The sequence below is a fragment of the Salinimicrobium sp. CAU 1759 genome (assembly GCF_054482715.1).
The window spans coordinates 1,128,120-1,153,873 of record NZ_JBTLRK010000001.1 but is presented as its reverse complement, the minus strand read 5'-3'; the positions used below and the strand labels follow the sequence as shown (position 1 = coordinate 1,153,873).

The 25,754-nt window shown below is 39.7% G+C and carries 23 protein-coding genes; 16 read left to right on the top strand and 7 right to left on the bottom strand.

All coding sequences use genetic code 11. The annotated features are described in order from the left end of the window. Positions 1–72 precede the first annotated feature (72 nt). From egtD to asnA, 3 genes are all read left to right on the top strand, one after another. Complete coding sequence (gene egtD / locus ACXYMT_RS05255) at positions 73–1,047, top strand: L-histidine N(alpha)-methyltransferase (protein ID WP_459058036.1); 975 nt, start codon at positions 73–75, stop codon at positions 1,045–1,047. Beyond that, on the top strand, positions 1,044–1,325 hold the full coding sequence (locus ACXYMT_RS05250) for a DUF427 domain-containing protein (protein WP_459058035.1): 282 nt from the start codon (positions 1,044–1,046) through the stop codon (positions 1,323–1,325). Before egtD ends, ACXYMT_RS05250 begins: the two co-directional genes overlap by 4 nt. 326 nt (positions 1,326–1,651) lie before the next feature. Beyond that, a complete protein-coding gene (gene asnA, locus ACXYMT_RS05245; protein ID WP_459058034.1) occupies positions 1,652–2,674 on the top strand; it encodes an aspartate--ammonia ligase in 1,023 nt (340 codons plus the stop codon). Between the two features lie 110 nt (positions 2,675–2,784). On the opposite strand, the gene ACXYMT_RS05240 is transcribed toward asnA, so the two are convergent. Further along, positions 2,785–3,858, bottom strand: coding sequence for an aminotransferase class V-fold PLP-dependent enzyme (locus ACXYMT_RS05240; RefSeq protein WP_459058033.1), 1,074 nt, complete (start codon positions 3,856–3,858; stop codon positions 2,785–2,787). A gap of 63 nt (positions 3,859–3,921) precedes the next feature. On the opposite strand from ACXYMT_RS05240, the gene ACXYMT_RS05235 reads away from it, so the two are divergent. From ACXYMT_RS05235 to fabD, 5 genes are all read left to right on the top strand, one after another. Continuing rightward, positions 3,922–4,371, top strand: coding sequence for a 2TM domain-containing protein (locus tag ACXYMT_RS05235; RefSeq protein WP_459058032.1), 450 nt, complete (start codon positions 3,922–3,924; stop codon positions 4,369–4,371). Between the two features lie 2 nt (positions 4,372–4,373). Continuing rightward, positions 4,374–4,865, top strand: coding sequence for a dihydrofolate reductase (locus ACXYMT_RS05230; protein ID WP_459058031.1), 492 nt, complete (start codon positions 4,374–4,376; stop codon positions 4,863–4,865). Continuing rightward, a complete protein-coding gene (locus tag ACXYMT_RS05225) occupies positions 4,813–5,709 on the top strand; it encodes a fructosamine kinase family protein (RefSeq protein ID WP_459058030.1) in 897 nt (298 codons plus the stop codon). The genes ACXYMT_RS05230 and ACXYMT_RS05225 overlap by 53 nt, the downstream gene beginning before the upstream one ends. A gap of 91 nt (positions 5,710–5,800) precedes the next feature. Then, positions 5,801–6,301, top strand: coding sequence for a pyridoxamine 5'-phosphate oxidase family protein (locus tag ACXYMT_RS05220; protein WP_459058029.1), 501 nt, complete (start codon positions 5,801–5,803; stop codon positions 6,299–6,301). 85 nt (positions 6,302–6,386) lie between these two features. Further along, entirely contained in the window at positions 6,387–7,268 is an 882-nt protein-coding gene (gene fabD, locus ACXYMT_RS05215) for an ACP S-malonyltransferase (RefSeq protein ID WP_459058028.1), read from the top strand. A gap of 273 nt (positions 7,269–7,541) precedes the next feature. On the opposite strand, the gene ACXYMT_RS05210 is transcribed toward fabD, so the two are convergent. Then, entirely contained in the window at positions 7,542–8,819 is a 1,278-nt protein-coding gene (locus ACXYMT_RS05210; RefSeq protein WP_459058027.1) for a metal-dependent hydrolase family protein, read from the bottom strand. A gap of 6 nt (positions 8,820–8,825) precedes the next feature. Then, positions 8,826–9,959 (bottom strand): DegT/DnrJ/EryC1/StrS family aminotransferase, encoded by a 1,134-nt coding sequence (locus ACXYMT_RS05205; RefSeq protein ID WP_459059148.1) that lies wholly within the window; start codon positions 9,957–9,959, stop codon positions 8,826–8,828. Positions 9,960–10,043: 84 nt separating this feature from the next. On the opposite strand from ACXYMT_RS05205, the gene ACXYMT_RS05200 reads away from it, so the two are divergent. The 4 genes from ACXYMT_RS05200 (at position 10,044) to ACXYMT_RS05185 (ending at position 12,951) form a co-directional block, all read left to right on the top strand. After that, on the top strand, positions 10,044–11,282 hold the full coding sequence (locus ACXYMT_RS05200) for a 3-deoxy-D-manno-octulosonic acid transferase (RefSeq protein ID WP_459058026.1): 1,239 nt from the start codon (positions 10,044–10,046) through the stop codon (positions 11,280–11,282). Positions 11,283–11,384: 102 nt separating this feature from the next. Beyond that, the gene (locus ACXYMT_RS05195; protein ID WP_459058025.1) at positions 11,385–11,624 is read left to right on the top strand and encodes a hypothetical protein; all 240 of its coding nucleotides are present in this window, start codon (positions 11,385–11,387) and stop codon (positions 11,622–11,624) included. A gap of 72 nt (positions 11,625–11,696) precedes the next feature. Then, positions 11,697–11,939 (top strand): hypothetical protein, encoded by a 243-nt coding sequence (locus ACXYMT_RS05190; RefSeq protein ID WP_459058024.1) that lies wholly within the window; start codon positions 11,697–11,699, stop codon positions 11,937–11,939. A 100-nt stretch (positions 11,940–12,039) separates the two neighbouring features. Beyond that, the gene (locus ACXYMT_RS05185) at positions 12,040–12,951 is read left to right on the top strand and encodes a glycerophosphodiester phosphodiesterase family protein (RefSeq protein ID WP_459058023.1); all 912 of its coding nucleotides are present in this window, start codon (positions 12,040–12,042) and stop codon (positions 12,949–12,951) included. On the opposite strand, the gene ACXYMT_RS05180 is transcribed toward ACXYMT_RS05185, so the two are convergent. After that, on the bottom strand, positions 12,948–13,325 hold the full coding sequence (locus ACXYMT_RS05180) for a response regulator (RefSeq protein WP_459058022.1): 378 nt from the start codon (positions 13,323–13,325) through the stop codon (positions 12,948–12,950). The genes ACXYMT_RS05185 and ACXYMT_RS05180 overlap by 4 nt on opposite strands. A gap of 855 nt (positions 13,326–14,180) precedes the next feature. Here ACXYMT_RS05180 and ACXYMT_RS05175 point away from each other — a divergent pair. From ACXYMT_RS05175 to ACXYMT_RS05160, 4 genes are read left to right on the top strand one after another with little or no spacing between them, the layout of a single operon-like run. Beyond that, the gene (locus tag ACXYMT_RS05175) at positions 14,181–17,636 is read left to right on the top strand and encodes a PAS domain S-box protein (RefSeq protein ID WP_459058021.1); all 3,456 of its coding nucleotides are present in this window, start codon (positions 14,181–14,183) and stop codon (positions 17,634–17,636) included. A gap of 1 nt (position 17,637) precedes the next feature. Further along, the gene (locus ACXYMT_RS05170; protein ID WP_459058020.1) at positions 17,638–18,066 is read left to right on the top strand and encodes a response regulator; all 429 of its coding nucleotides are present in this window, start codon (positions 17,638–17,640) and stop codon (positions 18,064–18,066) included. 5 nt (positions 18,067–18,071) lie between these two features. Next, on the top strand, positions 18,072–18,716 hold the full coding sequence (locus ACXYMT_RS05165; protein WP_459058019.1) for a response regulator: 645 nt from the start codon (positions 18,072–18,074) through the stop codon (positions 18,714–18,716). A 2-nt stretch (positions 18,717–18,718) separates the two neighbouring features. Then, positions 18,719–19,105: a response regulator gene (locus ACXYMT_RS05160; RefSeq protein ID WP_459058018.1), complete on the top strand. Its 387-nt coding sequence runs from the start codon at positions 18,719–18,721 to the stop codon at positions 19,103–19,105. A 265-nt stretch (positions 19,106–19,370) separates the two neighbouring features. Here ACXYMT_RS05160 and ACXYMT_RS05155 read toward each other — a convergent pair whose 3' ends face one another. The 3 genes from ACXYMT_RS05155 to ACXYMT_RS05145 all read right to left on the bottom strand — a co-directional run bounded on the left by ACXYMT_RS05155 (position 19,371) and on the right by ACXYMT_RS05145 (position 25,477). Beyond that, on the bottom strand, positions 19,371–20,393 hold the full coding sequence (locus tag ACXYMT_RS05155; RefSeq protein WP_459058017.1) for a hypothetical protein: 1,023 nt from the start codon (positions 20,391–20,393) through the stop codon (positions 19,371–19,373). 66 nt (positions 20,394–20,459) lie between these two features. Then, positions 20,460–22,175 (bottom strand): hypothetical protein, encoded by a 1,716-nt coding sequence (locus tag ACXYMT_RS05150; RefSeq protein WP_459058016.1) that lies wholly within the window; start codon positions 22,173–22,175, stop codon positions 20,460–20,462. A gap of 155 nt (positions 22,176–22,330) precedes the next feature. Continuing rightward, entirely contained in the window at positions 22,331–25,477 is a 3,147-nt protein-coding gene (locus tag ACXYMT_RS05145) for an Eco57I restriction-modification methylase domain-containing protein (RefSeq protein WP_459058015.1), read from the bottom strand. Positions 25,478–25,754: the final 277 nt, after the last annotated feature.

Sequence of the window (25,754 nt, the reverse complement as noted above, 5' to 3'; positions counted from 1 at the left end):
ATTTGAAGGAAACCTGCGGGTTTCCTTTTTTTATGGTTTCAAAAAAGGGAAATGAGCAGCTAATTTTTCCTTATGAACAACACCAAACCTCCGGAATTCAAAACACAGTTCGCCGAAGATGTATTCAAGGGCCTTACCTCCTACCCCAAGAAGATAAGCTCAAAATATTTTTACGACGATAAGGGAGATGAACTCTTTCAGCAAATAATGAATTTGCCGGAATATTATCTTACCGGGAAGGAATATCATATCCTAATGCGAAACAGGGAGGAAATTGGTGATGCCTTTGCTTCTTTTGAAGGTTTTGACCTTATAGAACTGGGCGCCGGTGATGGGAAAAAGACAAAAGTGCTGCTAAGGCATTTTGAGCAAAAGAATTACGACTACAAATACCTGCCTGTTGATATTAGTAAAAATGTGCTGGACCAGCTTAGTGACAGCCTGGAACAGGAAATTCCTGCAGTTGACGTCGAACCGCAACAGGGAACATATGCTGAAGTTCTTGCGCGACTCTCGGACTATCGTGACCGAAAAAAAGTGATTCTGTTCCTGGGATCCAACATTGGCAATCTCTCCCAGGAGGAAGCCGTGATCTTCCTTAAAAAGATCTCTTCAGCAATGCACGAAAGCGATCTCTTCTTTATGGGAGTTGATCAAAAAAAGGAACCCCGGGTAATCCTAAATGCATATAATGACAGGGAAGGAGTTACCGAGGCATTTAATAAGAACCTACTAATTCGCATGAATCGTGAACTTAGTGCCAATTTTGATCCTGAAAGTTTTCTCCACTGGCCTCTCTACAATCCTGAAACCGGCATAGCAAAAAGCTATCTGGTTAGTACTAAAGAACAAACAGTACAGATCAATGCGCTCGACCTTGAGGTACATTTTCAAAAGTGGGAGACAATACATACCGAAGTATCCCAAAAATATGATGACACTTCAATAGCGTGGCTGGCAAAAGAAGCAGGCCTGGAGATCGCCGGCAGCTGGGCAGATAAGGAAAACTGCTTCAAAAATTACCTTTTTAAAAGAATAACATCATGAAAGCGATCTGGAACAACACCATCATAGCCGAAAGCGACCAGACAGTAGAGGTCGAGAACAATCAATACTTTCCTCCCGACTCTATTAGATCTGAATTCTTTCAGCTAAGCGATAAGCACACCGTTTGCCCGTGGAAAGGAAAAGCTTCCTATTTTCACCTGCAGGTGGGAGAGGAAAGAAATCCTGATGCAGCCTGGTTCTACCCACATCCAAAACCCGAAGCCTCAAAGATTAAAAATTATGTCGCCTTTTGGAACGGAGTCAAAGTAGAAAAATAAATTTGTGGGTTCAGAAAAAAGAACTAAGTTTACACATATCAAAAGGATAAACAGGTGATTTTCAACAACAACAATAATAATTTCAATACCAATCTGAACCAACTCAGGTTGCGGAAAGCTATTATTGTGTAAAGAGATCCCTTAAACAATATTTAAAGCCTTTCCGTTCCCGGAAAGGCTTTTTTTTTAGCACCTATGAAAAAACTACAAGTAAATAATATCAATAATAATAGTCCACCACCGGGAGGAGAGGATCTCTGTGCCTATTGGCCTGCTCCTTTCCGGGGCAGGCTTTTTTATTTAAAAAATAATCTAAAACAAGAAATATGAAAACTACAGTACAACAATTATCGCATAAACTTCAAACAGAAGAAGCCGTTCATTTTGTAAAAACGGAATTTGAAAAACACCTGAAAGAACAACTTTCCCTGGTAAAAGTCTCGGCCCCGAGTGTGGTGCTCCACGGCACAGGCATCAACGACGACCTCAACGGCATAGAAAGACCGGTAGGATTCCCCATAAAGTACATGCAGGAGCAAAGAGCCGAAGTGGTGCAATCCCTTGCCAAATGGAAACGTCTAAGACTGAAGGAATACGAATTGGAACCCGGCACCGGCATTGTGACCGACATGAAAGCTCTTCGTCCCGATGAAGACCTGGGGCCCCTACATTCTATCTCGGTGGACCAGTGGGACTGGGAAAAGGTAATGACTCCTCAGGATCGGCATCTTGATTTTCTCAAGGAACAGGTAACCCGCATCTACAGCTCCCTTCTAGCTACCGAAGCCGCTGTGGCCGTGCAATATCCTCTTCTCACCCAAAGCTTGCCGGCAGAGATCACCTTTATTCATGCCGAAGATCTCCAGAAACAATATCCCGACCTGAGCTCCAAACAAAGAGAAGACAAAGCAGTAAAAGAATTTGGTGCTGTTTTTTTGATGGGAATTGGAGGTGCAATGGAAGGCGGAGAGCTTCACGATGGCCGTGCCCCCGATTATGATGACTGGAGCACTCCTACCTCGGCTACGACCAAAGGTCTCAACGGTGATATTCTTGTTTGGCACCCCGTGTTGGAACAGGCATTTGAATTGTCATCTATGGGAATAAGAGTGGATAAGGAGACCCTCGAACTTCAGCTACAGATCCGAAAAGCAGAGGACCGACGAAAACTGTTTTACCACAGTCAGCTGCTGCAGGGAAGTCTGCCACAAACCATTGGCGGCGGAATTGGGCAATCCAGGATGTGCATGTTCCTACTGAAGAAGCGGCATATTGGAGAAGTACAGGTGAGCGTGTGGCCGGAAGAGATGAGGCTGGAATTAAAAACTGAAGGTGTGCTTTTGCTCTAGAGACTTGAAGAACTCACAGGTTTTGAAAACCTGTGAGTTCTAATTTATCGTCGATTTGTAAAAATTAATAGACAAAAAGACCTTTCAAAAAATGACATTTTTGGCACCTTTTATTTTAGGTGTTTAAGTAGTTGATCCAGGTCTTCTTCGGTGTTAAAGTAGTGAAAACTGACTCTTATCCCCTCTCCCCTCATGGAGCAAATGATCTTGTTGCTACGCAATTTATTGAACAGCTTTTCATCGCCCTCGATATTAAAGATGGAAGAATGCAGCTTCCGGTTTACTACTGCAGGCTCTAAAAGGCCTTTTTCGGCAAGCTTTTCTTTAGCAACAGCCGCTAGTTCTGCAATACGTTTTTCGATCCCTTCCATTCCGATCTGGTTAATAAGGTCTATGGCGTATTTCAGACTTCCGAAGTTAAGGGTATCAAGGTGCCCGGGTTCAAACTTGCCGATAAAACTGCCTTTATGCGGCTTGTTCTTTCCCTGAAGTTCCTTCAGCTCCAGGTCGGCCGGGGCGATCTTCTCTCTCATGTGCTCTTTAAAAAGGAAGAAGCCATTTCCATAGCCGGCATTGAGCCATTTATAAGTACTTACTCCCAACACATCTAAAGCTGAATTTTCAAAGCTGAATTTTTCAGTCCCGCAATACTGCGTTCCATCGGCAAACAGGAGCAGGTTTGGATTTTCCTTTTTTAGGGACTTCAGGAAGTGAGGATCTATTTTAATGCCGTTGATGTATTGCACCAGGCTGAAGGCAAATATATCGGGCTTTTCGCGTGCAACGGCTTCAGCTATATTCTGTTCCAGGTTTTCATCTATTTCAGCATAGCAGACCTTGAAATTTCGGGATTCCACAGCCCAATTTAAGGAGGGGTAATCCTTCCGCAGTAAAAGAACTTTTTGGTCCTTTTCAATACCTTCCATGAGCAGATTGATTCCGTAGGAAAAATTTGGAGTCAGCGCCACCAGATTGGGAGCACAGTCAAAGAGCTGTCCCACAGCTTGTCTTACCTTCAGAAACAACTTATCCCCTTTTTCCCGGAACATACTCGCACCTATCAAAAAATCCAGGTCGTGGTCCTGCCGGAATTCAAGAACAGATTCGGGCAAGAGACCCGATGCAGCAGTGTCAAGATAGGTGTATTGCTCTAAAAGGGGAAACTGCTTCTTAAAATTCTTCATAGACCTGGTGAATTCCGTAGTAAAATCAATAAATTTGGATATATCTCTAAATTACATTTAAAAATGGGCGTGGAAAAACAAAGTTCTTCAAAAATTGACCCCGAGCAGCGCATGCTCATCGAAAGAGCTCAAATGCGGGCGAGGCAAAAAAGAAGATTATATCAGCATTTCATCGTTTTCCTGCTGGGATCGGTGGTTTTGATCCTGTTGAACGTCATTTTCGAAATTGGCCACGACATCAATCCTTTCGGGATCGACTGGTTTGTATGGGCTATCATCTTCTGGGCTTTACTCTTGCTCATCCATGTCTTCAACGTCTATGTGACGAACAAGTTTTTTGGAAAAGACTGGGAAAATGAACAAATAGACCGTTTGGTAGCCAAGCAGCAGAAAAAAATAGCAGAACTACAGAAAAAAGTGGACAAAGAATATCCCCTGCCAGAAAAAGGAGAGCCGTATATTCCGCCCACTACCCATAAACCTATAGATCCAGATGCTCCAATAAATTCTTAGTCATGGGAAAAGTCACTTTGATCGCTGCTGCCGGAGAGAATAATGAATTGGGAAAAGACAAAGACCTGGTTTGGCATTTGCCCGATGATTTCAAGAGATTTAAAAAACTCACTACGGGTCATTACATCATCATGGGTCGCAAGACCTTTGAAACATTTCCTCAACTCCTTCCCAACCGCACCCACGTTGTCATTACCAGAAAGGAAGATTATCACCCTGAAGGCACAATAGTGGTAAACTCTCTGGATAAAGCCCTGGAAGCTGCAAAGGAAGACCCTCAACCTTTTGTCATTGGTGGTGGCGAGATCTACAAGCTTGCTCTTGAAAAAGCCGATGCCATTGAATTGACCCGTGTTCACGGCACTTTTGACGCCGACACTTATTTCCCCCATTTTGAGGAGAAGAACTGGAAACTGGTGGAAAAAGAAGAGCATCCCGCAGATGAGCGGCATAAATACTCCTTTACGTACCTCACCTACGAACGTGCCGAGTGATCAACAGGTCATACAGGAACTGGCCGGCAGCCACGGCTTTGAAGTAGACAAGATCACTTCGCTGGCAGGAGGCAGTATTAACCAGGTTTATCTTTTTGATACTGCTGAAGGAAAGAAGGTGGTGAAGATCAATTCCGCGGAAAGATTTCCCGGGATGTTCGCTGCCGAAAAGCAGGGACTCGAAACCCTGAAGCAAGCCAAAGCATTTGATGTACCTCAAGTTCTTGGAATAGGGGAAATTGGGGAAAAGGCTTACCTGCTCCTGGAGCATAAAAAAGAAGGGGCTCAAAAAAGCCATTTTTGGAAGGTCTTTGGGGAGCAACTTTCCCGGCTTCACAAAACAGCAGCAAACAAGTTCGGATTTTCGGATCCCAACTATATTGGGAGCCTGCCACAATACAACGGTCGCTGCACAGAGGCTGCGGAATTTTATGTGAGTCAGCGGTTGGAGCCGCAGGTGAAGATGGCTTCAGACAGAGGTTTTTTGCTGGGAGAACTTTCAGGATTTTATAAAAATATTTCAGAAGAAATCCCACAGGAAGCTCCTGCCCTGCTCCACGGAGATCTTTGGAGCGGCAATTACATGACCAATGAAGTAGGGCTGCCCTGTCTCATCGATCCTGCGGTTTGCTATGGCCCTAGAGAAATGGATCTGGCAATGATGAAACTTTTTGGCGGCTTTCCTTCAGAAGTATTTGAGGTCTATGATGAGAATTTTCCGCTTCAGGAAGGTTGGGAACAAAGGATCCCTTTTTGGCAGCTGTACTACCTCCTGGTTCACCTCAACATTTTTGGCAGCAGTTATCTTCCGCAGGTAAAAGGGATAATCCGTCGCTTTTCATAATCTTAACAGGCTAAAAGCTTCTTTTAGCAGTTCTTTAGAGCACATGCTGTGCTAATTCCTTTATATTTAGTTGAATAACAAAAAAAGATATATGAGCACAGAGAATTTAAATAAAGAGGAATCCTGGGAAAAGCTAAGGGAACTGGTAGACGATATAAAAGTAGCCATGATGGTCACGGGGCTGGAGAAAAAGCCGATCAACGCCATTCCTATGAGCACGAAAAAGGTCGATGATAATGGAGATGTCTGGTTCCTGAGCATGGGAAACAGTGAACACAATCAAAATCTCGCTGCAAATCCCGATGTTCATTTGCTTTACAGTGATCCCGATGATATGGAGTTCATGAGCCTCTATGGGAGAGCAGAGATCACAAAGAACAGGTCTGTACTTGAAGATCTGTACAATCCCCGAACCGATAACTGGTTTGACGGGCCCGATGATCCAAACTTAACTGCTATAAAAGTCACTCCTGCAGAAGCTTATTACTGGGATACCAAGGCTAATAAATACGTCACCCTCCTTAAAATGGGAGTTGGCGCCGTTACAGGAGAGAATCAGGATATTGGTGAAAAAGGAAAATTAAACCTTTAGACCCAACAGCATATTTTGAATCCCTGTAGCCCGGGCTACAGGGATTTTTTAATTTTATTAATTTTGCAGACTAATAACCATTATTATGAAGGCATATATATTTCCGGGACAGGGAGCCCAGTTCAAAGGAATGGGACAGGATCTCTATGACAGATCCCCTCTTGCAAAAGAACTTTTTGAAAAAGCCAATGACATCCTCGGTTTTTCCATTACAAAAATAATGTTTGAAGGCACCGATGAGGACCTTAAACGTACAAAGGTCACACAGCCTGCAGTTTTTCTACATTCTGTGATCCTTTCCAAGGTTTTAGGAGATTCCTTTAAGCCTGATATGGTGGCGGGACATTCTTTGGGAGAATTCTCGGCCCTTGTTGCCAACGGAGTTCTAAACTTTGAGGATGCCCTGAAGCTGGTTTCCAAAAGAGCCATGGCAATGCAGCACGCCTGCGAACTAGAGGAATCTACAATGGCGGCAGTTTTAGGAATGGAAGATCATTTGGTAGAAGCTGTTTGTGCCGATATTAAAGGAACTGTAGTTGCAGCCAATTACAACTGCCCGGGGCAGCTGGTAATTTCGGGAGATGTCCTGGCGGTAGAAAAAGCCTGTGAAGAGCTGAAGGAAAGAGGTGCCAAGAGAGCTATGGTACTTCCTGTAGGCGGAGCATTTCACTCTCCTCTCATGGAGCCGGCAAGGGAAGAACTTGCAGCTGCTATAAAAGAAACAGAATTCCACCAACCAACCTGTCCTATCTACCAGAACGTTTCAACCTTTGCAGTAACTGATCCCGATGAGATAAGAAAAAATCTTATTTTTCAATTGACAGCACCGGTAAAATGGACGCAGAGTGTACAGAACATGATCAAAGACGGTGCGACCGAATTCGTAGAAGTTGGCCCGGGAAAAGTTTTACAGGGACTGGTCAAGAAGATAGATCGAAGTGCGCAGGTGAGTTCGGCGGAGATATAAAATTCAAAGTTCAAGGTTTAAGGTTTAAGGTTTAAGGTTCAAAATTTCAGCCTTGCATTTTGCATGTGGCCAGTTGCGGGGTGCGGGTAATGTGATAAAAAAGATCCATATACTATCCACTATTCCTTCCTTTGGGAAATATTGAAAAAGATAAAATAAAAGACCCGGGGGCGATCCCGGGTCTTTTATTTACTTCTTGTAAGACATTCTCATGATCAGGTAAAAAATGACTTCATACATTCTTACTGCTTACTGACCACTGAATACTGCTTACTAATCCTTATAGACTTTCCCTTCTTTCATTACAAACTGCACATCCTCCAGGGTCTTAACGTTCCTGGTGGGATCTTCTTTAACTGCAATAATATCGGCGAAGAAACCTGGAGCGACCTGCCCCATCTCTTTCTCCATTTTAAAGATTTGTGCAGGTACGATGGTAGCTGATTGTATGGCTTCTAAAGCCGGCATCCCTGCTTCAACCATGTAACCAAATTCTTTGGCATTCTTACCGTGTTCAAATACCCCGGCATCTGTTCCAAAGGCGATCTTAACTCCTTTTTTATAAGCTCTTCCGAAGGTATTTTGTATCTGCGGACCAATTTGTTTGGCTTTTGGAACTACCAGTTCCGGGTAATAGTTCTCGATCTCAGCTTTTTCAGCAACCTCTTTTCCGGCAGTGATAGTAGGAACGAGATAGGTGCCGTATTGCTTCATAAGCTCCATAGTCTCTTCACTCATAAGGGTCCCGTGCTCAATAGTGGTCACTCCTCCCTTTACCGCCCGCTGCATACCTTCATCTCCATGCGCATGGGCTGCAACATGGAAGTCGTAATCTTTGGCAATATCAACTATAGCTTTTATCTCCTCTACAGTGAACTGCGGATTAGAACTGCTTTTAGCTACACTTAAAACTCCGCCCGTAGCAGTGATCTTGATAAGGTCGGCTCCATTCTTGTATCGTTGTCTTACAGCCTTTCGTGCATCTTCAACACTGTTCACAACGCCTTCTGCGGGTCCCGGATCTCCTGCCAGTGCCCTGTTCATTCCATTTGAAGGATCGGCGTGACCTCCTGTAGTGGCAAGGGATTTACCCGAGGTAAAGATCCTTGGCCCTTTGACTTTTCCTTTGTTAATGGCATTCCGCAGGGAAATATTCACTCCCGTACCTCCCAGGTCTCTAACGCTGGTGAATCCTGCCATCAAAGTAGTTTCAGCAAACCCTACAGAATTGAAAGCATCATCTGCCGGATCATTGGTAAAACGCTCAAGATATTTAGAAGGATTCGTTTCACTCTCCAGGTGTACATGCATATCTGTCAGGCCCGGAAGCAGGAACATATGCTTCAGGTCAATTAAACTGTCGGAGGGATTAGCGGGTTGCACAAATCCATCTCTAATCTCTTTAATCTTGTCTCCGGAAACAATTATGGTCTTCTCATTGAGGATCTTTCCGGTTTTAGTATCCAGAAGCTTTCCGCTGTGGATGTAGGTGTCCTGTGCAGCAGCTACAAAGGTGAACAGTAGGCTACAGGCAAAAATGAAATATTTCATAAGGTGCTATTGATTAAAAAATTCTTTAATAGAACCGGTAATATAGGAAATTTGCTCTTCATCCAATTCCGTATGCATAGGAAGGGAAATGACCTCCTTTACCAATTCATTGGTGACAGGGAAATCTGCTTCCTTATAGCGCTCATCTTTATATGCTTTTTGACTGTGGAGGGGAATTGGATAATAGATCCCGAACGGAATACCTTTTTCTGAAAGGTATTTTGCCAAAGCATCGCGCTTTCCATCGCCAATTTTAATGGTGTACTGGTGATAAACATGAGTATCATCTTTACTTTCGGTATAAGGAACAGTAACTCCTTCCACATCCTTGAGTGCTTCAGAATATTTCCTGGCCGCATCCTGCCTCGCTTCATTATAAGTATCCAGGTGTGGAAGTTTGGCCCGAAGTACCGCTGCCTGTAAACTATCCAATCTTGAATTCACGCCCACTACATCATGATGATAGCGTTCATACATCCCGTGATTCACAATTCCTCTTATAGTATGTGCAAGATCATCATCATTAGTAAAAATTGCACCGCCATCCCCATAGCAACCTAAATTCTTAGAAGGGAAAAAAGATGTGGATGCCGCATGACCTATTGCCCCTGCTTTCTTTGTAGTACCGTCCTTAAAATGATAATTTGAACCTATGGCCTGGGCATTATCTTCTATAACATAGAGATCATGCTCTTCGGCGATCTCCATTATGGCATCCATGTTTGCAGTTTGCCCAAACAGGTGTACAGGAACAATAGCTTTTGTCTTTGGAGTTATAGCTCTCTTGATAGCCTCGGGATCAATGTTGAAGGTATCGGGTTCGACGTCTACCAGGACGGGCGTAAGCTGCAACAGAGCGATCACTTCTACGGTGGCCGCAAAAGTAAAGTCGGCCGTGATTACTTCGTCTCCCGGTTTTAGCCCCAGCCCCATCATGGCAATTTGAAGGGCATCTGTACCGTTGGCACAAGGGATTACATGTTTTACGTCAAGATAACTTTCCAGCTCTTTCTGGAACTGCTGCACTTCGGGTCCATTAATAAAGGCAGTGGTACTAAGTACTTCTGAAAAAGAGGAATTTACAGTATCTTTTATTTTTTCGTATTGACCCTTAAGGTCAACCATTTGGATTTTTTTCATCATATAACGTTAGGGTTACGAAAATACGAAGAAAGCCAATTTTGCCAATGGGTTTTTATTAATTTAGCACCCAAATTACCAGCCTTGCATTTTCTCTATAACCTTGCCATAAGAACTGCTGAAAACTTACTTCCTCTCGCGGGCAGGTACAGTGAAAAGCTCCGGGTCTTTAACCAGGGCAGAAATGGTCTTTTTGAGCAGCTTGCTTCTAAAATTGCAGTGACAGACAAGACCATCTGGTTTCATGCAGCCTCTCTTGGAGAATATGAGCAGGCGGTACCGGTAATTAGGGAAGTAAGGAAAATTTTTCCTGCCCATAAGATCGTGCTCAGCTTTTTCTCGCCCTCGGGGTACGAAGTAAAAAAGAACTCTTCCCTGGCCGATGTGGTGACTTACCTGCCACTGGACACGGCAGAGAACGCGGCTAAATTTCTCGACCTGGTACATCCTGAATGGACGCTGTTCGTAAAGTATGAATTCTGGCCTAATTTCCTGAATGAATTAAAAAAGAGAAAAATGCGCAGCCTCCTTATTTCGGGGGCGTTTAGAGAAGATCAGGTCTTCTTTAAGCCTTACGGGAAATGGATGAGAAAGTATCTGCAAGCTTTTGAATTCTTTTTTCTTCAGAACGGGAAATCCAAAGAACTGCTACATCAAATCGGTTTTGAGAACTCTGCTGTCAGTGGAGATACCAGGTTTGACAGAGTAAGCGCCCAGCTGGAGCATGATAATAAACTGGATTTTATAGAGGAATTTCTCGAAGACAAACTCTGCATTGTAGCGGGAAGTACCTGGCCCGAAGATGAAGCGCTCCTGGTTGATTTCATAAATAATATTGAGGCAGAGGTGCGTTTCATTATAGCCCCTCACGCCATAAAAACAGAAAAGATCCAGCACTTGCAGGAGAAACTGGAGGTAGACAATGTGCTATATTCTGAAAAAGATAAAACCGGGAAAAATGATCCTAAAGTATTCATTATTGACACAGTTGGACTGCTTACCAGGATCTATAGCTATGCAGACATTGCTTATGTAGGTGGGGCCGCCGGGGATACGGGCCTTCATAATATATTGGAACCGGCAGCTTTTGGGGTTCCCATCATTATTGGTAAAAACTATTCCAGGTTCCCGGAGGCAGAAGAACTAAAAAATGCCGGAGGATTGGTTTCGGTGCAGAACAAAGCGGAGGCCGGAGACATACTTTCCCGGCTGGTAGCTAATGAACATGAACGAAAAAATATGGGATTGACCTCGGCAACTTACATTCAGAAAAACAAAGGGGCAACCCAAATGATTTCAGAATATCTCTTAAAAAACCGATAAAATAAAAGCTACATCACAGGGCGGAGCAGGACTTTATTGAAACACTGCTTTGCATATATAAAAAATAGTTTAAATTTGTTTCAACTAATTAAACATACTAACATGAAAAGATTATTTTTAGGATTACTTGTTGCTGCATTTACTCTATCTATCTACTCTTGTAGAGAAACTACCGAGGAAAATGTAGAAGCTGAAATGGAAGAAGTAGAAACTGATTTTGAAGAGGCTGGAGAAGACATTGAGTCTGGTCTTGAAGAAACTGGAGATGAAATAGAGCAGGCTGGAGAACAGACTGAAGAGGAAATTGAAGAAGAAATGAACGAAACTGACGATATGCAGTAGTTCTTTCTTTTTTAAAAGAATCTAAAGCCATAAGTTCTCACTTATGGCTTTTTAACTTTAAAATAGGATGTTATGAAAAAAGTAATTTTAAGTTTATTCGTTATTGGTATCACTTTCACCACCTATTCCTGCAGGGAAAGTACTGAGGAAAAAACAGAGGAAGCTGTGGAGGCCATAGGTGAAGATATTGAAGACAATACCCGCCGCGCCGCCGATAAGGCAAAAAAAGGCGCTGAGAACCTGGAACGCGAGATCGATGAGGAAATTCACGAGACCGACGATCAAATACATCATGAAGAAATGGAGCATCAATAGACCTTTTGTTCCTGCGATCTTTCAAAGCCGTTCCTTTTCGAACGGCTTTTTTACTAAATTAAAATAGAATATATTAGAGTTAATAGAATCAAACCAGGTAATGCGACTTACTCTGTTTCTCTTCTTAGCTCTAATTATGATGTCTTCCTGTATGGGTTCCAAAAAAGCAATTCCTGGTTCCGCCTTTGAAGTGATAGGACATAGAGGATATGTATCCCACTATCCCGAAAACAGTCTTGAAGGTTTCATAAATGCTGTTTCTCTTGGAGTAAATGCTTTGGAAATGGACCTGGTAATCTCTGCCGACAAAAAGGTGGTGGTTTCCCATGAACCTTATATGGCAGCTGCTACGGTGTTGACACCGGAGAGGAAAAAGATCAGCAAGTCTGCAGAGAAAAGTTACAACATTTATAACATGCCATATGACAGCATTAAGCAATACAAGATCGGACTACTAAAGGCTCAAAGATTTAGGGATCAAAAGAAGATAGAGACCTTCAAGCCACTTCTAAGTGAGGTTTTGGAACAGGTAGAGGCCCACCGTTTGGATCAAAACCTTCCCCCAATAGAATATTTTCTGGAAATAAAGTCCAGGCCGCGGGATTACGGTATTTTCCAACCTTCCCCCCGGGAATTTGCAGAACTTGTAATGGAAATTATAGAGAAATATGAAATGCAGGAAAAGGTGGTGGTGCAATCTTTTGATGCAGATTTCCTGAACGCTTTTCATAAACAGTATCCGGGAATAAGAACTTCGCTGCTCATTTATCGTACTCCCTGGAAGGAAAAACTTGAGCAACTCCAATTCCGGCCAGATCTTATAGGTCCATATTATAAACAGTTGAAAAGAATTGAGCAGGTGGAAGAACTACATGCACAGGGATTTAAAGTTATTCCCTGGACTGTCAACAGCAAGAGAAAGATTAGGAAAATGATGAAATTGGGAGTGGATGGAATAATTTCAGATTATCCCGCAAGGCTATTAAAGCTGAGCCAACCAGAGACCAACTAATGCTCTGCGGTCTTCTCCAGAATCTCTTCAATTTTTGCCACCAGATCTTCCATTTCAAATGGCTTGGCAATAAAATCATTTGCCCCTGCTTCCCTGCACTTTTTTCCAGCATCGTGTAAAGCCGACATCATGAGAACAGGAGTTTCTTTAGTTTCCGGATTCTTCCTAAGATCGGCACAAACATCTGTTCCATTGACTCCGGAAATAAGCATATCGAGCATTACCAGATCAATATCTTTTTCTACGATCAGCTTTTGGGTCTCCTCGGGCTTAGGAGTAACCGTCACCTCGTATTCATAAAATTCAAGAAGGGTCTTGAGCATTTCTCCGATTCCGGAGTCGTCGTCAACTACTAGGATTTTCTTTTTACTCATTCTGTTGTAGGTATGTTATTTCTGACTTATGGCAGCCTTACTTGATTCGGGGTCACCCATTAAATGACCTGTTCTTTTTTGTCACATAAATAATGTTAATGCAGAAGGGCTAAAATAAACTATTCAAAAAGCTATTTTCTAAAAGAAATCTCAAAATTCCGGCACTGCCTTAAGAAAAATGAAGTACTAAAAGTTAGGAGGTATATTTTAAGACTATGTAGACAGCCAGCACAACACTAAACAGGAGCAATAGCGTACGCCAGATCTTGTAAGACTGATTTAACATGTGAAGAATTTTTTCTAAGAGTAAAATAAGCGATAATGTGCAGAAGAGCTATAGGGGAAATCCCCCATTTCATACCTCCCCAAAAAATCTTGTAGAAGTTTAAAAGTTAAAACCCTCTAGTTCCATAAGATAAAGAGGGCTTCTGTACGCGGAGCTGGACTTTTGTATTTACAGCTGGTAGAGAGATAATGAAATGTTAGAGCAAAAGAAAGAAGGTAGTTTTAACCATTATAGGTCACAGCCTACGGAAATATCATTTGCTATCGCTATCACGTTTTTCCTACCAGGAAAATTGCGTCCCGAAATTGACTTAGAAAAGCTTTTTTCAACTGAGTTTCATAATACACTTTAGTAGTTGATAAGTAAGCAGCTTAAAAGAATCCGTTGAAAATGATATATTTGTCGATAAAGAGCGCAAAAGTTTGAAGTTCTCCTCCCACATTTGGACTACAAAAATTCAGGGGAGGCATAGAAACTTTCGTCAAATAGAGGGGGCAAAGCAATTTTATCCTGCTATATGGAATCGTACAGAAAAATTAATTTATACGTTTCCAAAGATGTAAGAATATATGAAAAAGAAAAAAATAAATTTAGAAAGTGAGCAGCTTTTTAAAACACTTGTTCAAGAAGGTTCAGACCTTATAGCAGTATTAGATGAGGAAGGGACTTATCTATACGTCGCCCCAACAAGTACGAAAGTTTTAGGAATAAGTCCGGAAAAATTTATTGGAAAAAATGCCTTTGATTTTATTCATCCAGAGGATGCTGATAGAGTTAGAACCGCCATGCAGAACCTTGGCGATTTCTCCAGTTTGAAAATAGAACCTTTTCGCTTTCAAAATCATAAAAATGAATATCGGTGGATTGAAACCGTTTTTACCAATATGCTCAATAATCCTGCTGTAAATGGAATTGTAGCCAATTCACGGGACATTACCAGTACAGTTGAAAAGGATCAGAAAAGTAAGCTACTGCAAAGTGTGGTAACCAATACCAACGATGCCGTTATTATTACAGAGGCCGATCCTATGGATGAACCCGGCCCAAAAATTATTTATGTAAACCAGGCTTTTTCCACATTGACCGGCTATACAGCCGACGAAGTGATTGGAAAATCACCCCGAATCTTACAAGGACCTAATTCTGATCATAGAGCTTTGGCCGAATTGGGTAATAAACTTCGAAATGGAGAAAGTGCTGAGATCACAACGATTAATTACAAAAAGAGTGGTGAGGAGTTCTGGATTAATTTTAGTGTGACACCGGTTTTTGACGATAAAAATTTGTGTACTCATTTTATTGCCATAGAACGGGATGTAACTGAACAAAAAAACAGAGAATTAGAAACCAAACTTTTGACAGAGCTCAGCGCCGATTTTAATCTGGAAAATGATTATGAAAAAGCCGTAAGAGAAATGTGCAAATCCATAGGTCTGTACGGAAAATTTGATTGGGTAGAGCTTTGGACTAAAAATTTGGAAGAAACTAAAATGCAACTCACGAGTTATTATATATCAGATGGTAACATCAAGAGTTTGTACAAAGAGAATAACATAAAATTTTTTCAGAAAGGGATAGGATTAATTGGCCAGGTTTGGCAAAAAGAGAAACAACTACATTTGAAAAATGTCCTGGAATCTTCAGTCTTCATTAGAAAGGACATGGTTAGTAGTATAAATTTAAATTCGGTCTATGGCATACCATTGATATTCAATCAAAAAGTTTTAGGCGTTTTAGCCATTGGCACTAAAAAGGAAGCAAAATATTTAAAGAAATATCATCAACTATTTAAACGATTGGAAGAATTTCTTGGCTCAGAGATCCAACGCAAATTGGTGGAAAGTGATCTTAGTCATTTGTTGAATTCCATACCAGATATAGTAGGTATAGGTGATTTTCAAGGAAATATCCTAGAGATAAATTCGACCGCCTGCGAGCTTCTGGGTTATACCGAAGAGGAAATAGTTCACCACAATTTTAAGAAATTCTGTCATCCTGGAGACCTGGATAAGGTTTCTCGAAAGTTTAAGCTGTTAAAAACAGGTCATACCACTTTAGCTTTTGAAATACGGGTTGTTACTAAAGGCGGTGAAATTATATGGTTAAGCTGGTACTGTCAAGCAAATCTTAATGATGGTCTCATCTATTCCACAGCAAAGAACATAACCGAAGAAAAGAAACTAAGAGAATTAAACCGTCAAGCGAGACAACTTGCCAAAATTGGAAGTTGGGAAGTAGATATGCTCAAGCAAACTGTGTACTGGTCGGAAGAGGTTCATAAAATGCACGAAACTGATCCTAAAACCTTTTCACCCAGTTTGGAGACGGGTATTAACTTTTATAGAGAAGATTTCCGGGAAATGGTTTGGGAGGGTATAGAACGATTAATACAGACCGGCGAACCTTCAGATTTTGAGGCGGTAATAGTTACTGCTAAAAAGAAAGAAGTTTGGGTTAGGGGAATTGGGAATGCTGAATTTGTGGATGGTAAATGTGTGCGTTTGTATGGAAGTTTTCAAGATATTCAGGATCACAAGGAATTTGAACTCAGACTCCAATCAATAGGCAATGATCTACCAGGGGTCATTTTTCAGTACTGTATTAATCCAAATGGCACAGCCAATTTCAAATCGGTCTCAAAAGGAGCAAAACAAATACTAGGTTTTACTGCTAATGAAATTGAAAGAAATAGTCATTTAATTTGGGATCAGATACGAGCGGGGGGCGATCTTAAAATCTTACACAATAGTATAGAGGAATCAATTAAAACTAATTCCAAATGGTCAGCTCAATGGAGATATCTAATGCCTAATGGCGAAATGAAAATTCACTTAGGTTATGGTTCACCAACTTGTTTTACAGATGGCACGGTAATATTTAATTCAGTTTTACTGGACATTACTGAAAAGGTGAAAAACGAAGAACTTTTGGAGCAAGTCTCAAAAATGGCAAAATTTGGTAGTTGGGAAGTAAATTTTACTGAAAATTCTGTACACTTATCATCAATAACAAGAAGTATTTTAGAAGCTCAATCCACTTCAGTCATTCCTGATCTTGAAAGTTTTATAAATCTTTTTCGGGCAGATTTCAGAGAGATGGTTGGCTCCAGATTACAGAAGTGTATCCAAACAGGGAAATCTGCAGATTTCGAAGCGGCTATAGTTTCTCTTGAAAATAATGAGAAATGGGTTCATGTGACAGCTAATTCCGATATGCTCGATGACCACAGCTCAAGAATTTATGGAAGTATTCAGGATATCACCGTCCAAAAAAAGTATGAAATACAATTAGAAGAACTTAATCGCAAACTTCGGAAACATGCTGTTGAATTAGAGCGATCTAACCAGGAATTGGAACAATTTGCTTTTGTAGCTTCACATGATTTGCAGGAGCCTTTAAGAATGATTTCCGGTTTTATGAATCAACTAAAGCGTAAATACGAAAAACAGCTTGACGAGAAAGCCCATCAGTATATTTATTTTGCCACCGATGGGGCTACAAGAATGAAGCAAATTATAATGGACTTATTAGAGTACTCAAGAGCAGGAAGACCAACTGAAGCCATAGAGCAAGTAGATTTGAACGAGTTAGTTTCCGAGTATAAGCTGCTGAGAAGAAAAATAATATCCAAAAAAGCTGCTGTAATCTCTGCAAAAGATTTGCCGACCATTCCAACTTATAAAGCCGTTATAACCCAGGTGCTTCATTCTCTCTTAGATAATGCTTTAAAATATTCAAAGGAAGGGATTGCTCCAAATATTGAAATAAAAGTAAAGGAAAATCCAAGTAATTGGGAGTTTTCAATAAAAGACAATGGAATAGGAATTGATCCGGAATTCTTTAATAAAATATTTATTATTTTCCAAAGGCTGCATACCAGAGATAAATATGAAGGTACGGGAATCGGACTTTCTGTTGCAAAAAGACATGTAGAATCTCTAGGAGGTGAAATTTGGGTTGAGTCAGCAGTAGGTGTGGGTACAACCTTTTTCTTTACTATTACCAAACAACTTAGTACTTTATGATATGAATTCAAAACCTGTTCACATCCTCCTAGTAGAAGACAATGACGGAGATATATTACTAACACTTGACGCTTTTGAAGAAAGTAAAATAAAGACTAAAATAAGCGTAGCAAAAGATGGTAAGGAGGCTCTCGATTTTTTGTTGAAGGGAGAGGCTTCTTCTAATGCTAAAAGACCCGATCTTATCTTATTAGACATTAATATACCCATATATAACGGTCACGAAGTGCTCAAAAGAGTGAAAACTCATCCGGAATTGAAAAAAATTCCTGTGATCATGTTGACTACCTCATCAAATGAGAAGGATATTGATATGGCTTATGCCAATCATGTTAACAGCTATGTGAAAAAGCCGCTCAATATGGATGATTTTATAGAAGCTATTTTAAAGATTGAAGCATTTTGGCTTCAGTTAACAATTTTGGGTTAAAAGTTATGGTCAAAGAATCCAGGGTGCAAGATGAAATGTCAATTTTAGTTGTTGAAGATAATTTGGGGGACTTTATTTTAATTGAAGATTACCTGATTGAGATTTATAATACAGTATCTATTACCCAATATAGTGAATTCCAGTTGGTCTGTGATTATTTTAATCGTGAAGATTGTAATTGTGATATAATTTTACTCGACTTGCATTTGCCCGATATGAGCGGGTTGGAATTGGTAAAAAGTATAATCAATAAATGTCCAAAAACTCCAATTATAATTCTAACTGGATACACAGATCTCCCCCTTGCAAAACAGAGCTTAGAAATGGGTATTTACGACTTCCTGGTCAAGGATGAAATTAATTCAACACTTTTGTATAAAAGTATTGAGTTTGCCATAAGTCGAAGCAATTATGTTAGTCACATTGAAAGGCAGAACGAAAATCTTAAGAGTATTGCCTGGAAACAATCTCATTTAGTAAGGGCGCCATTAGCAAACATCCTTGGTATTATAAATATGATCGAGAATGAGGAGAAAGAATGCCAGAATTTATCATTTTGGTTAGAGCATTTAAAAATTGCTTCCAATGAAATGGATGAGATTATCCATAATATTGTTAAAGAAGCTGAAGATTTAATATCCGAAAAATAGAGATGATTTCACAGGTACTCATTATTGATGATGACAAAATTTCCCGATTGATTACGAGAAAACTAATTCATAGTATTGACGCTGACTTAAATATTCATGAATGCCCGGGAGGCCTGGATGGAGTAAATATGCTTGAAAAATTACGCCATACCCCTAAAAATATTATTGTTCTTCTGGATATTAATATGCCAGATTTAAATGGGTGGGAATTTTTAGAACAAATGCTAATTAAAGATTTAAATTTTAAAAACTTAAAGCTTTTTATTGTCACATCCTCTATCTATGAAAGTGATAGATTAAAGGCAGAGCAAAATTTATTGGTAGAAAAGCTTTACCATAAACCATTATCAAGAAATGATTTAAGGGAAATTTTAAATGTGGAGAAATAATATCTCCATTATTTGAACCACCAGCAAAATAATATTGACTTCATTGCAGGAATATAGTCCCATTTTCCTATTTCTACTTTTCCGTTTATTGAAATTATGAGTTCGTTTTCTTTCTGACGAAAAATGAAAACGCAGCGCTCGTTTTCATGCTCGGTTCTTGTTATCCAGGGTTGATCACTGAGTATAGCATAATTATCCAGCTTTTTGCTAGGCTGTTTCAGTTTTTCGACGAGGTGTTTTAACTGCTTATGAATAAATATTTCTTCTAATTTCTAATCTCAGTAATCCCTCTAAGCTTAAAATTTTCATCCCATTGAGTGAGCAACTTGAGATCATAAACTGTATAATCATCTGTTATCTTTTCTTTGGACCTGTAGATCATTTCATATGTAACAGTGTAACCTCCGGCTTCTGCAGGAATGACCCTAAAAGAATCCCAATCAATGTCTGAAGAAGAATAAGGATATTTTCCCCTATGCGCTCTGGCATTCCTATAGATCCATTCCCGGGAGGGATTTTGTTCGCCATACCAGCTGGTGACCTGCGGACTCAAAAACTCAGGCAGCTTTTCAATTTGATTGCTATTCATGGCCTGGTAATAATCTGTAATAATTGCTTGTAGCTGGTCTGCAGGTGTTTTCTCTGAAGTCTTGTTTGAAAAAGCAAAGCCATAGAAAAGTGTAAAAATTGTCAGTACACCTACAGCAGCAAGTGCGAGAACTTTCGAATTGTATTGCTTTAATCCCTTTTTTACTGCAGTTCTTTTCTCTTCATGTGAACATGTCTGATTTTTCTTTTGCCCACTCTCTGCCTCTGTTGTTTTTTCCTTTTTAGTAAATCGACTGGGAGGATAATGAGCCTTCTCAATATTAAAGGAATGAACTTCACGAGGTGACAATTTGGAAGTTCTAACTTGTTCCAAAGGAATAAGGCTCACATAATCTGGATTTGATGCCTGCCCGCCATAGCCAAAGGCAATATAAATGGGCCGCTTAGAAGAATGAAGTTTTGGAAATGTCTCAAATTGCTTTTCGCTCAATACCTGGTAAAGATCCTTGTAAGGTTTCGCTCTCCACTTGGCTTCTACGTAAAATTCCTTACCAGTAACTCTACATTTGAAATGAAAATCGGGTTCTAAAGATTTTTTTACAAAACGTCTCCTATTTTGTTCACTATCGCTGGTTTTGTGAATAACTTCATAGTGAGCGTCAGGGAAAATATTTTCCTCGACATATTTTTCAAATTGTTCTCCCTTTTTAAAAGATTCTTCGTTGTAGTCTTGTTGCATGAAATATTCTTTATTTATTCTCCATTTCCTGTTTCACAAGGTTATAACATCTTTCGGGAATACCCTTTATTTGCGCTGAGCCGAGGAAGTCAATACTTCAACATCTACAACCTCATTTTTAAAGTGCCAAATTGGAGCATTTCTTAGGTGTTTATGCCTTTGGGAACTGTCTTGGTACCAAAATTCCCTAAAGTCAAATCCAGGTTTCAGTCTTCTGCCTGTGGCATAAAAAGTCATATCAACTAGATAGGAAACAAAAATCTCCTTTTTGATTTTATCGGAACTTGTACTATCATTAATAATGTGCAAGTATCTGAGATTGACCAAGTTTTTTAATAAGGAATTGTGCTCTTTCGCTAGTTGCGCAGGATATAAAATCACATTAGTTTTAAGACCTTTGACTATTTCGTTTTCAATAATTTCCAAAGCCTCTCTAAGTTTTTCTGGAGGAATGTCAGATTCTATCTCAATATTTTGTTCCTTATCTTGCTTAAGATCACTAATGGCTGAGTACAAATGTTCTTTTTTAATTTTATGTGCATTTTCACTTCTTGCAATTTTGATCAATTCGGATAGTATTACGAGAAAATCTCTTGGTACACCGCCGGTCGCAACTGTTGTAAAATTAAGTACGTCATCATTACTAAAAATTCCTAAAATGTCATTACTATTTAAACCTAATGCAGGACTTAGATTCGCCGTAATTTTGAGTAGATAATCCTTCAAATTTGCAAAATCATACAATTCTTTATCAAGTCTAATTGGTGAAAAATCATCTTTAAAAGAAAAGTCGGCTTTATTTTCTTTGTTAATCCGAGTTCTATTGGGAATGGAACAGAGCTTAAAGCAAAATGAATTTAATTTAGCATTCTTATAAATATCATGTAAATACTGTACTATTCTCGGCTGTTTAGATAATTCTACAAGATAGAAATCGTCTAAAAATAAAACTGTTTTATTTCCAGTGAGTTCTGAGAAATAACCTAAACTATCGGAAATTGATAAAATTAAATCATCTAATTTTTCTCTCTTGTCTATTGTTTGGATAAATGCCAGATCTTGTGAGTTTTCTTCTTCATTTTTTTCTGTTCGGCTTGAGTTCCGCTGATATCCTGCTAGCAATTCAATTTCTCCTTGCAATTTGGTAAAATGTATCGGTACATTGCCACTGGCATTAAACTTGGAAATTGCCTTTAATTCTGATGAAGAGTTAATCTCAAGTTTTGTAAACTTCTTTTTTGTTTGTTTAATATTTATGGCAATAGGTTCATTCGGTAATTCCTTTAATTTGTCTAAGTAGAAATATAAATTTTTTAAGTTCGAAATCAACCATAGAAATTTTTCGTAATCAGAAATTTTCTTATCGTTTCCTAAGTTTTTGAACCAGTTGAATATTCCCTTATTTTCTTCTTTATAAACTTCTTCGGCTTTTTTAAATGCCTCCGACTCTAATATGAAGATCTTTAATTTGTCTAAAAATTTCTGAAGAACTTCAATTATAATTTTTTCTGAATTCCATTCCCGATAAACCTGACAATCCAGAGGCAGTATGAAGTCAGAATTATTTTCCTTGATAGTGGTGAGTAATAATGTTGTCTTACCACAGCCTCTTCGACCCAATATCAAATGATTATTTGAGATTTTGATCTTACCTAAATTATCAAATGGATCTAAATATTGAATCTCATTGGGATTGTTAAAGTCAATCACCTTTCTTCTTCTAACTTTTTCAATTTCTTGAATAAGTTGAGTGAATTTTTCATCTGTTACCTGCAGTGACATAATTTATTTTTTTCAAGGTCTAAACCTAATTGTGATTATCAGTTCTTATTAACTAGAAAAACAGTTTTGTCTGTTTAATTCATATTCCTTTTTCAATTTAATTTCTCGTGCATTTTTAGTTCCTCTTGTTGTCCCCCAATCTTTCTCCCATCTCTTCAGTTAATGGAGCTTTCAACAACCTCAATCTCCTCCTCCGTCAACCCATAAAGCTCATAAATCATTGCATCTATCTCCTTATCCGTCTTCTCTATCTCCCTTTGCAGTTTCAGGGTTTTTTGCTTGTTTTCCTCAAACAGCTCCATCCATTCAAATTCATCCTTTTTGGTGAGCGTCGGCACCTCCACTACAGAAGTTGCGTCACCACCTTCTCCGGAATGTACGGCTGCTTCTTTGGCGCGGACTTTATTACTTGCTTTGATCGCCTTGTTCAGCTCTTTGATAAACTCACCGAATTCGAGCTCGTGCCAAGATTGGAGCTTTGAACTAGCTTTTACCAATTTTATCTGTGACTTTATAAAAATCAAGAACTTATCAACTTTAGAGGTAAGTGCTTCTTGTTTTGTAAGGAGAAGATCTGCATTTTTTTCAATCAATTGTCTCTGATGAGCGTTGCTTTTAGGCACAGGAATTTCACCCAACTGATTTATTTTAATGTGCAATCCTTCTGGAAAAGTAGAACTAAACCAGCTATTAACTGCTTTAGAGTTTAATAATCCTAAAATAAAAAGTAAAGAATAACTTTCATTTGAATCATAGATGACATTAATTGTATCATTTACTAAAGCATTGGAATCATCATAAGTAGCATTTATGGATTTCGAAATATCTTGAATTAATAACTTAGGCCTTAAAAAATTTTCTAGAACTCTAGGTCTCCCCCCTGATTTTTGCTTTATAAGTTCAGGTTTATACCACAAATATTCCCCACTGATATTCTTGAAATATCTTCCTATATTTTTACCTCTGAGCATTGGAAATGAGCTTTCATCTTTTTTATAACTGAAAATGAATCTTTTGTCATCACTGGTTTTTATCCCTAAGGAAAAGGAAACCAATTCTGCCAACTTCGCTTCTTCATTTCCTAACTGAACAATGGGTTCAAAAGAATAGGTGAAAAATGTTGAGGAAAGAATTTTGTCTAAACTTATAGAATGCCTTTTATACTTAAAAATTCTGTTCTCAGGAAAAAGGAGTGAAATAGAATGATTATCCTCGGATTCCTTCTTGGTTGTTGTCATTATGACGGTGGTGACTACGGCATCCTGAAAAACACCCGGAGGAAGTTCCACAAGGGTATTAATTTGAGTTTCCAGGGAAATGAACTGTCTAAATTTAATGAAGCTACTCGTTCCCATCCAGCTGTTTGGGAAAATAAAGCCCAACTCTCCCTCCTTCTTTGCCAATAAAATAGACTGTTCAATAAATAAACTATATAGATCACATTTATTCTTGAAAGTGGAAAATTTTTGTTGAAGAGCTTTCCTCAACTTCTTATCTTCAATGTTGACAATATTTACATAAGGAGGATTTCCAATGACCACATCAAAACCACCTTTTGCAAAGACTTCCGGAAATTCTGCCTCCCATTTAAAAGCTTTATTGCCGGCTACTTTTTTATCGCCTATAAGGGAGTTGCCGCATTTGATGCTGTTGCTAAGGTCGTTGAGCTTTCGGCGGGGCTGGGCGGTACGGAGCCAGAGGCTTAATTTAGCAATCTCAACACTTTCTTCGTTGATGTCAACGCCGTAGATATTCCTTTCTAAAATGGTACTTTCAATGTCGCTTAAAATGAGCTTGCCGCCAAGCAGCTTCGCCTTCATTTCATCAATGTACTCATGTTCTTTGATCAAAAAGTCCAGTGCCTGGTTGAGGAAAGCGCCACTCCCACAAGCGGGATCGCAAATGGTGAGTTGCAGCAGCCACTCGCGATAATCTTCCAGGATTTTTATCAGGGCCTCTAAAGTGTCTTTTTGCCGTCGCTTTCTCCCCCTAAAATATTCTTCTTCTCTAAAGCCCAGCTCACTTTTCTTTTCCTCGCAAAGTCTGCCTACTGTATTTTCTACTATATATTTAGTGATGTACTTGGGCGTGTAATATACTCCGTCTTTTTTACGCTTGCTCTTTTGCTTGTCAAAACTTCCACCTTCAATTTCTGCATTGACGCTTTCAATCTCGTTCAGGGAATTTTCGAAAATATGTCCCAGGATATTCACATCTACCTGGCTTTCAAAATCGTAAGTAGCGAGGCGGGAGGTGTGTTTGTAGAGGAGTTCATCGTCGATCTCCAGCATGTCGAGTACAGGATCTGGTTTAAAGAGTCCACCATTGTAGGCAAAGATCTCTGCTTTTTTATCCGTTCCTTTTCTTCCGCTGTCCAGGTAGCCAAAATAGAGCTTGAAACGGTCGTAGAGAGGCATTTCTGCATCGAGGTCCTTCAACTTATTCCAGTCAGACAGGATTTTATGAATGGAGTTCGGGGGGAGCAGCGCGCGGTCTTCAGCAAAAAAGATAAACAGAAAACGGTCAATGAGCTTCTGCGACTTCTTGAAAAGATTCTGCTTTACACTCTTTTCAGGACTGGCCATTTCAATTTGCGCTTCATCCTGAGCGTCGGATTCATAACCCGAAGGTCCTGAGTTTTTCAGCCGCTTCGCATTCCGCTTTACCAGGTCACGGTAGAGTTCCCGCTTAAAAATTGAATAATCTTTATAGAACTGTTTGGTGATGACTTCTTCTTCCACCAAAGAAGCTTCCTTACTCCTGAGCGGTTTCCCTGAAAGCAGGTTCTCCTTGTGCAGGCAAAACCAGAGCAGCGAAAAATCCTCCCGGTTGAGCTCGAACAGGTCGAATTCAACAAATTCTGTAGCATCGTTGATATAAAACCGTAGCTTCTCAAAATTAGACGTAATTACATAGACGCAGCCTTTGTGGTTAGCTTTGTAGTCAAATGCCTGCTGTCTTATTCCCTCCAGGTGTTTTGTGTTAGTGCCTTTGAGTTCTATCACTCCAACAGCCTGCCCGTCGCTGAGGATGGCCCCATCTGCCTTTCGGGCATTTTTCTGATTCTTAAATTCTGTCGTGAGGTTATACTCCGGCTGAGGATTCATTGTATAGCCCAGCACCTTTACGAACAGCTCATTCAAAAATGTGGCCTGGAACTGCTCTTCTTTGGAGCTTCTTATATTCTCCTGGATATTGGGATTATGAAAAAAGCCGGTAAAATTTTTATAAGCTTTGTTTAGTTGCTGCTCATCCTGCAGCCGCAGTTGATCTTTAAGAACAGAGGACTGAAATAGGGCCATTTAGCAAGTTTATCATTGCTGTCAGAAAGGGAAAAACTTTATTGTGAGGCTTGAGAGTATAAAAACCCATGAAAGCCTGTTCCCTCTGCATACAGAAAATTATTAAGTTGGTCTGGCAAAGGAGTGTAGGGAGCTGCTTTTACCGGTGGTTTGTTAACACGGTCTTAAAATTAGAAAATAATAAGAGAATAAGAGAGATTTTAGGATCAAAAAACCCTTTATAAAGCAATAAAAATTTTGATTGCGGGGAAAATGCGGGGAAGCCTAGAAGTAATAA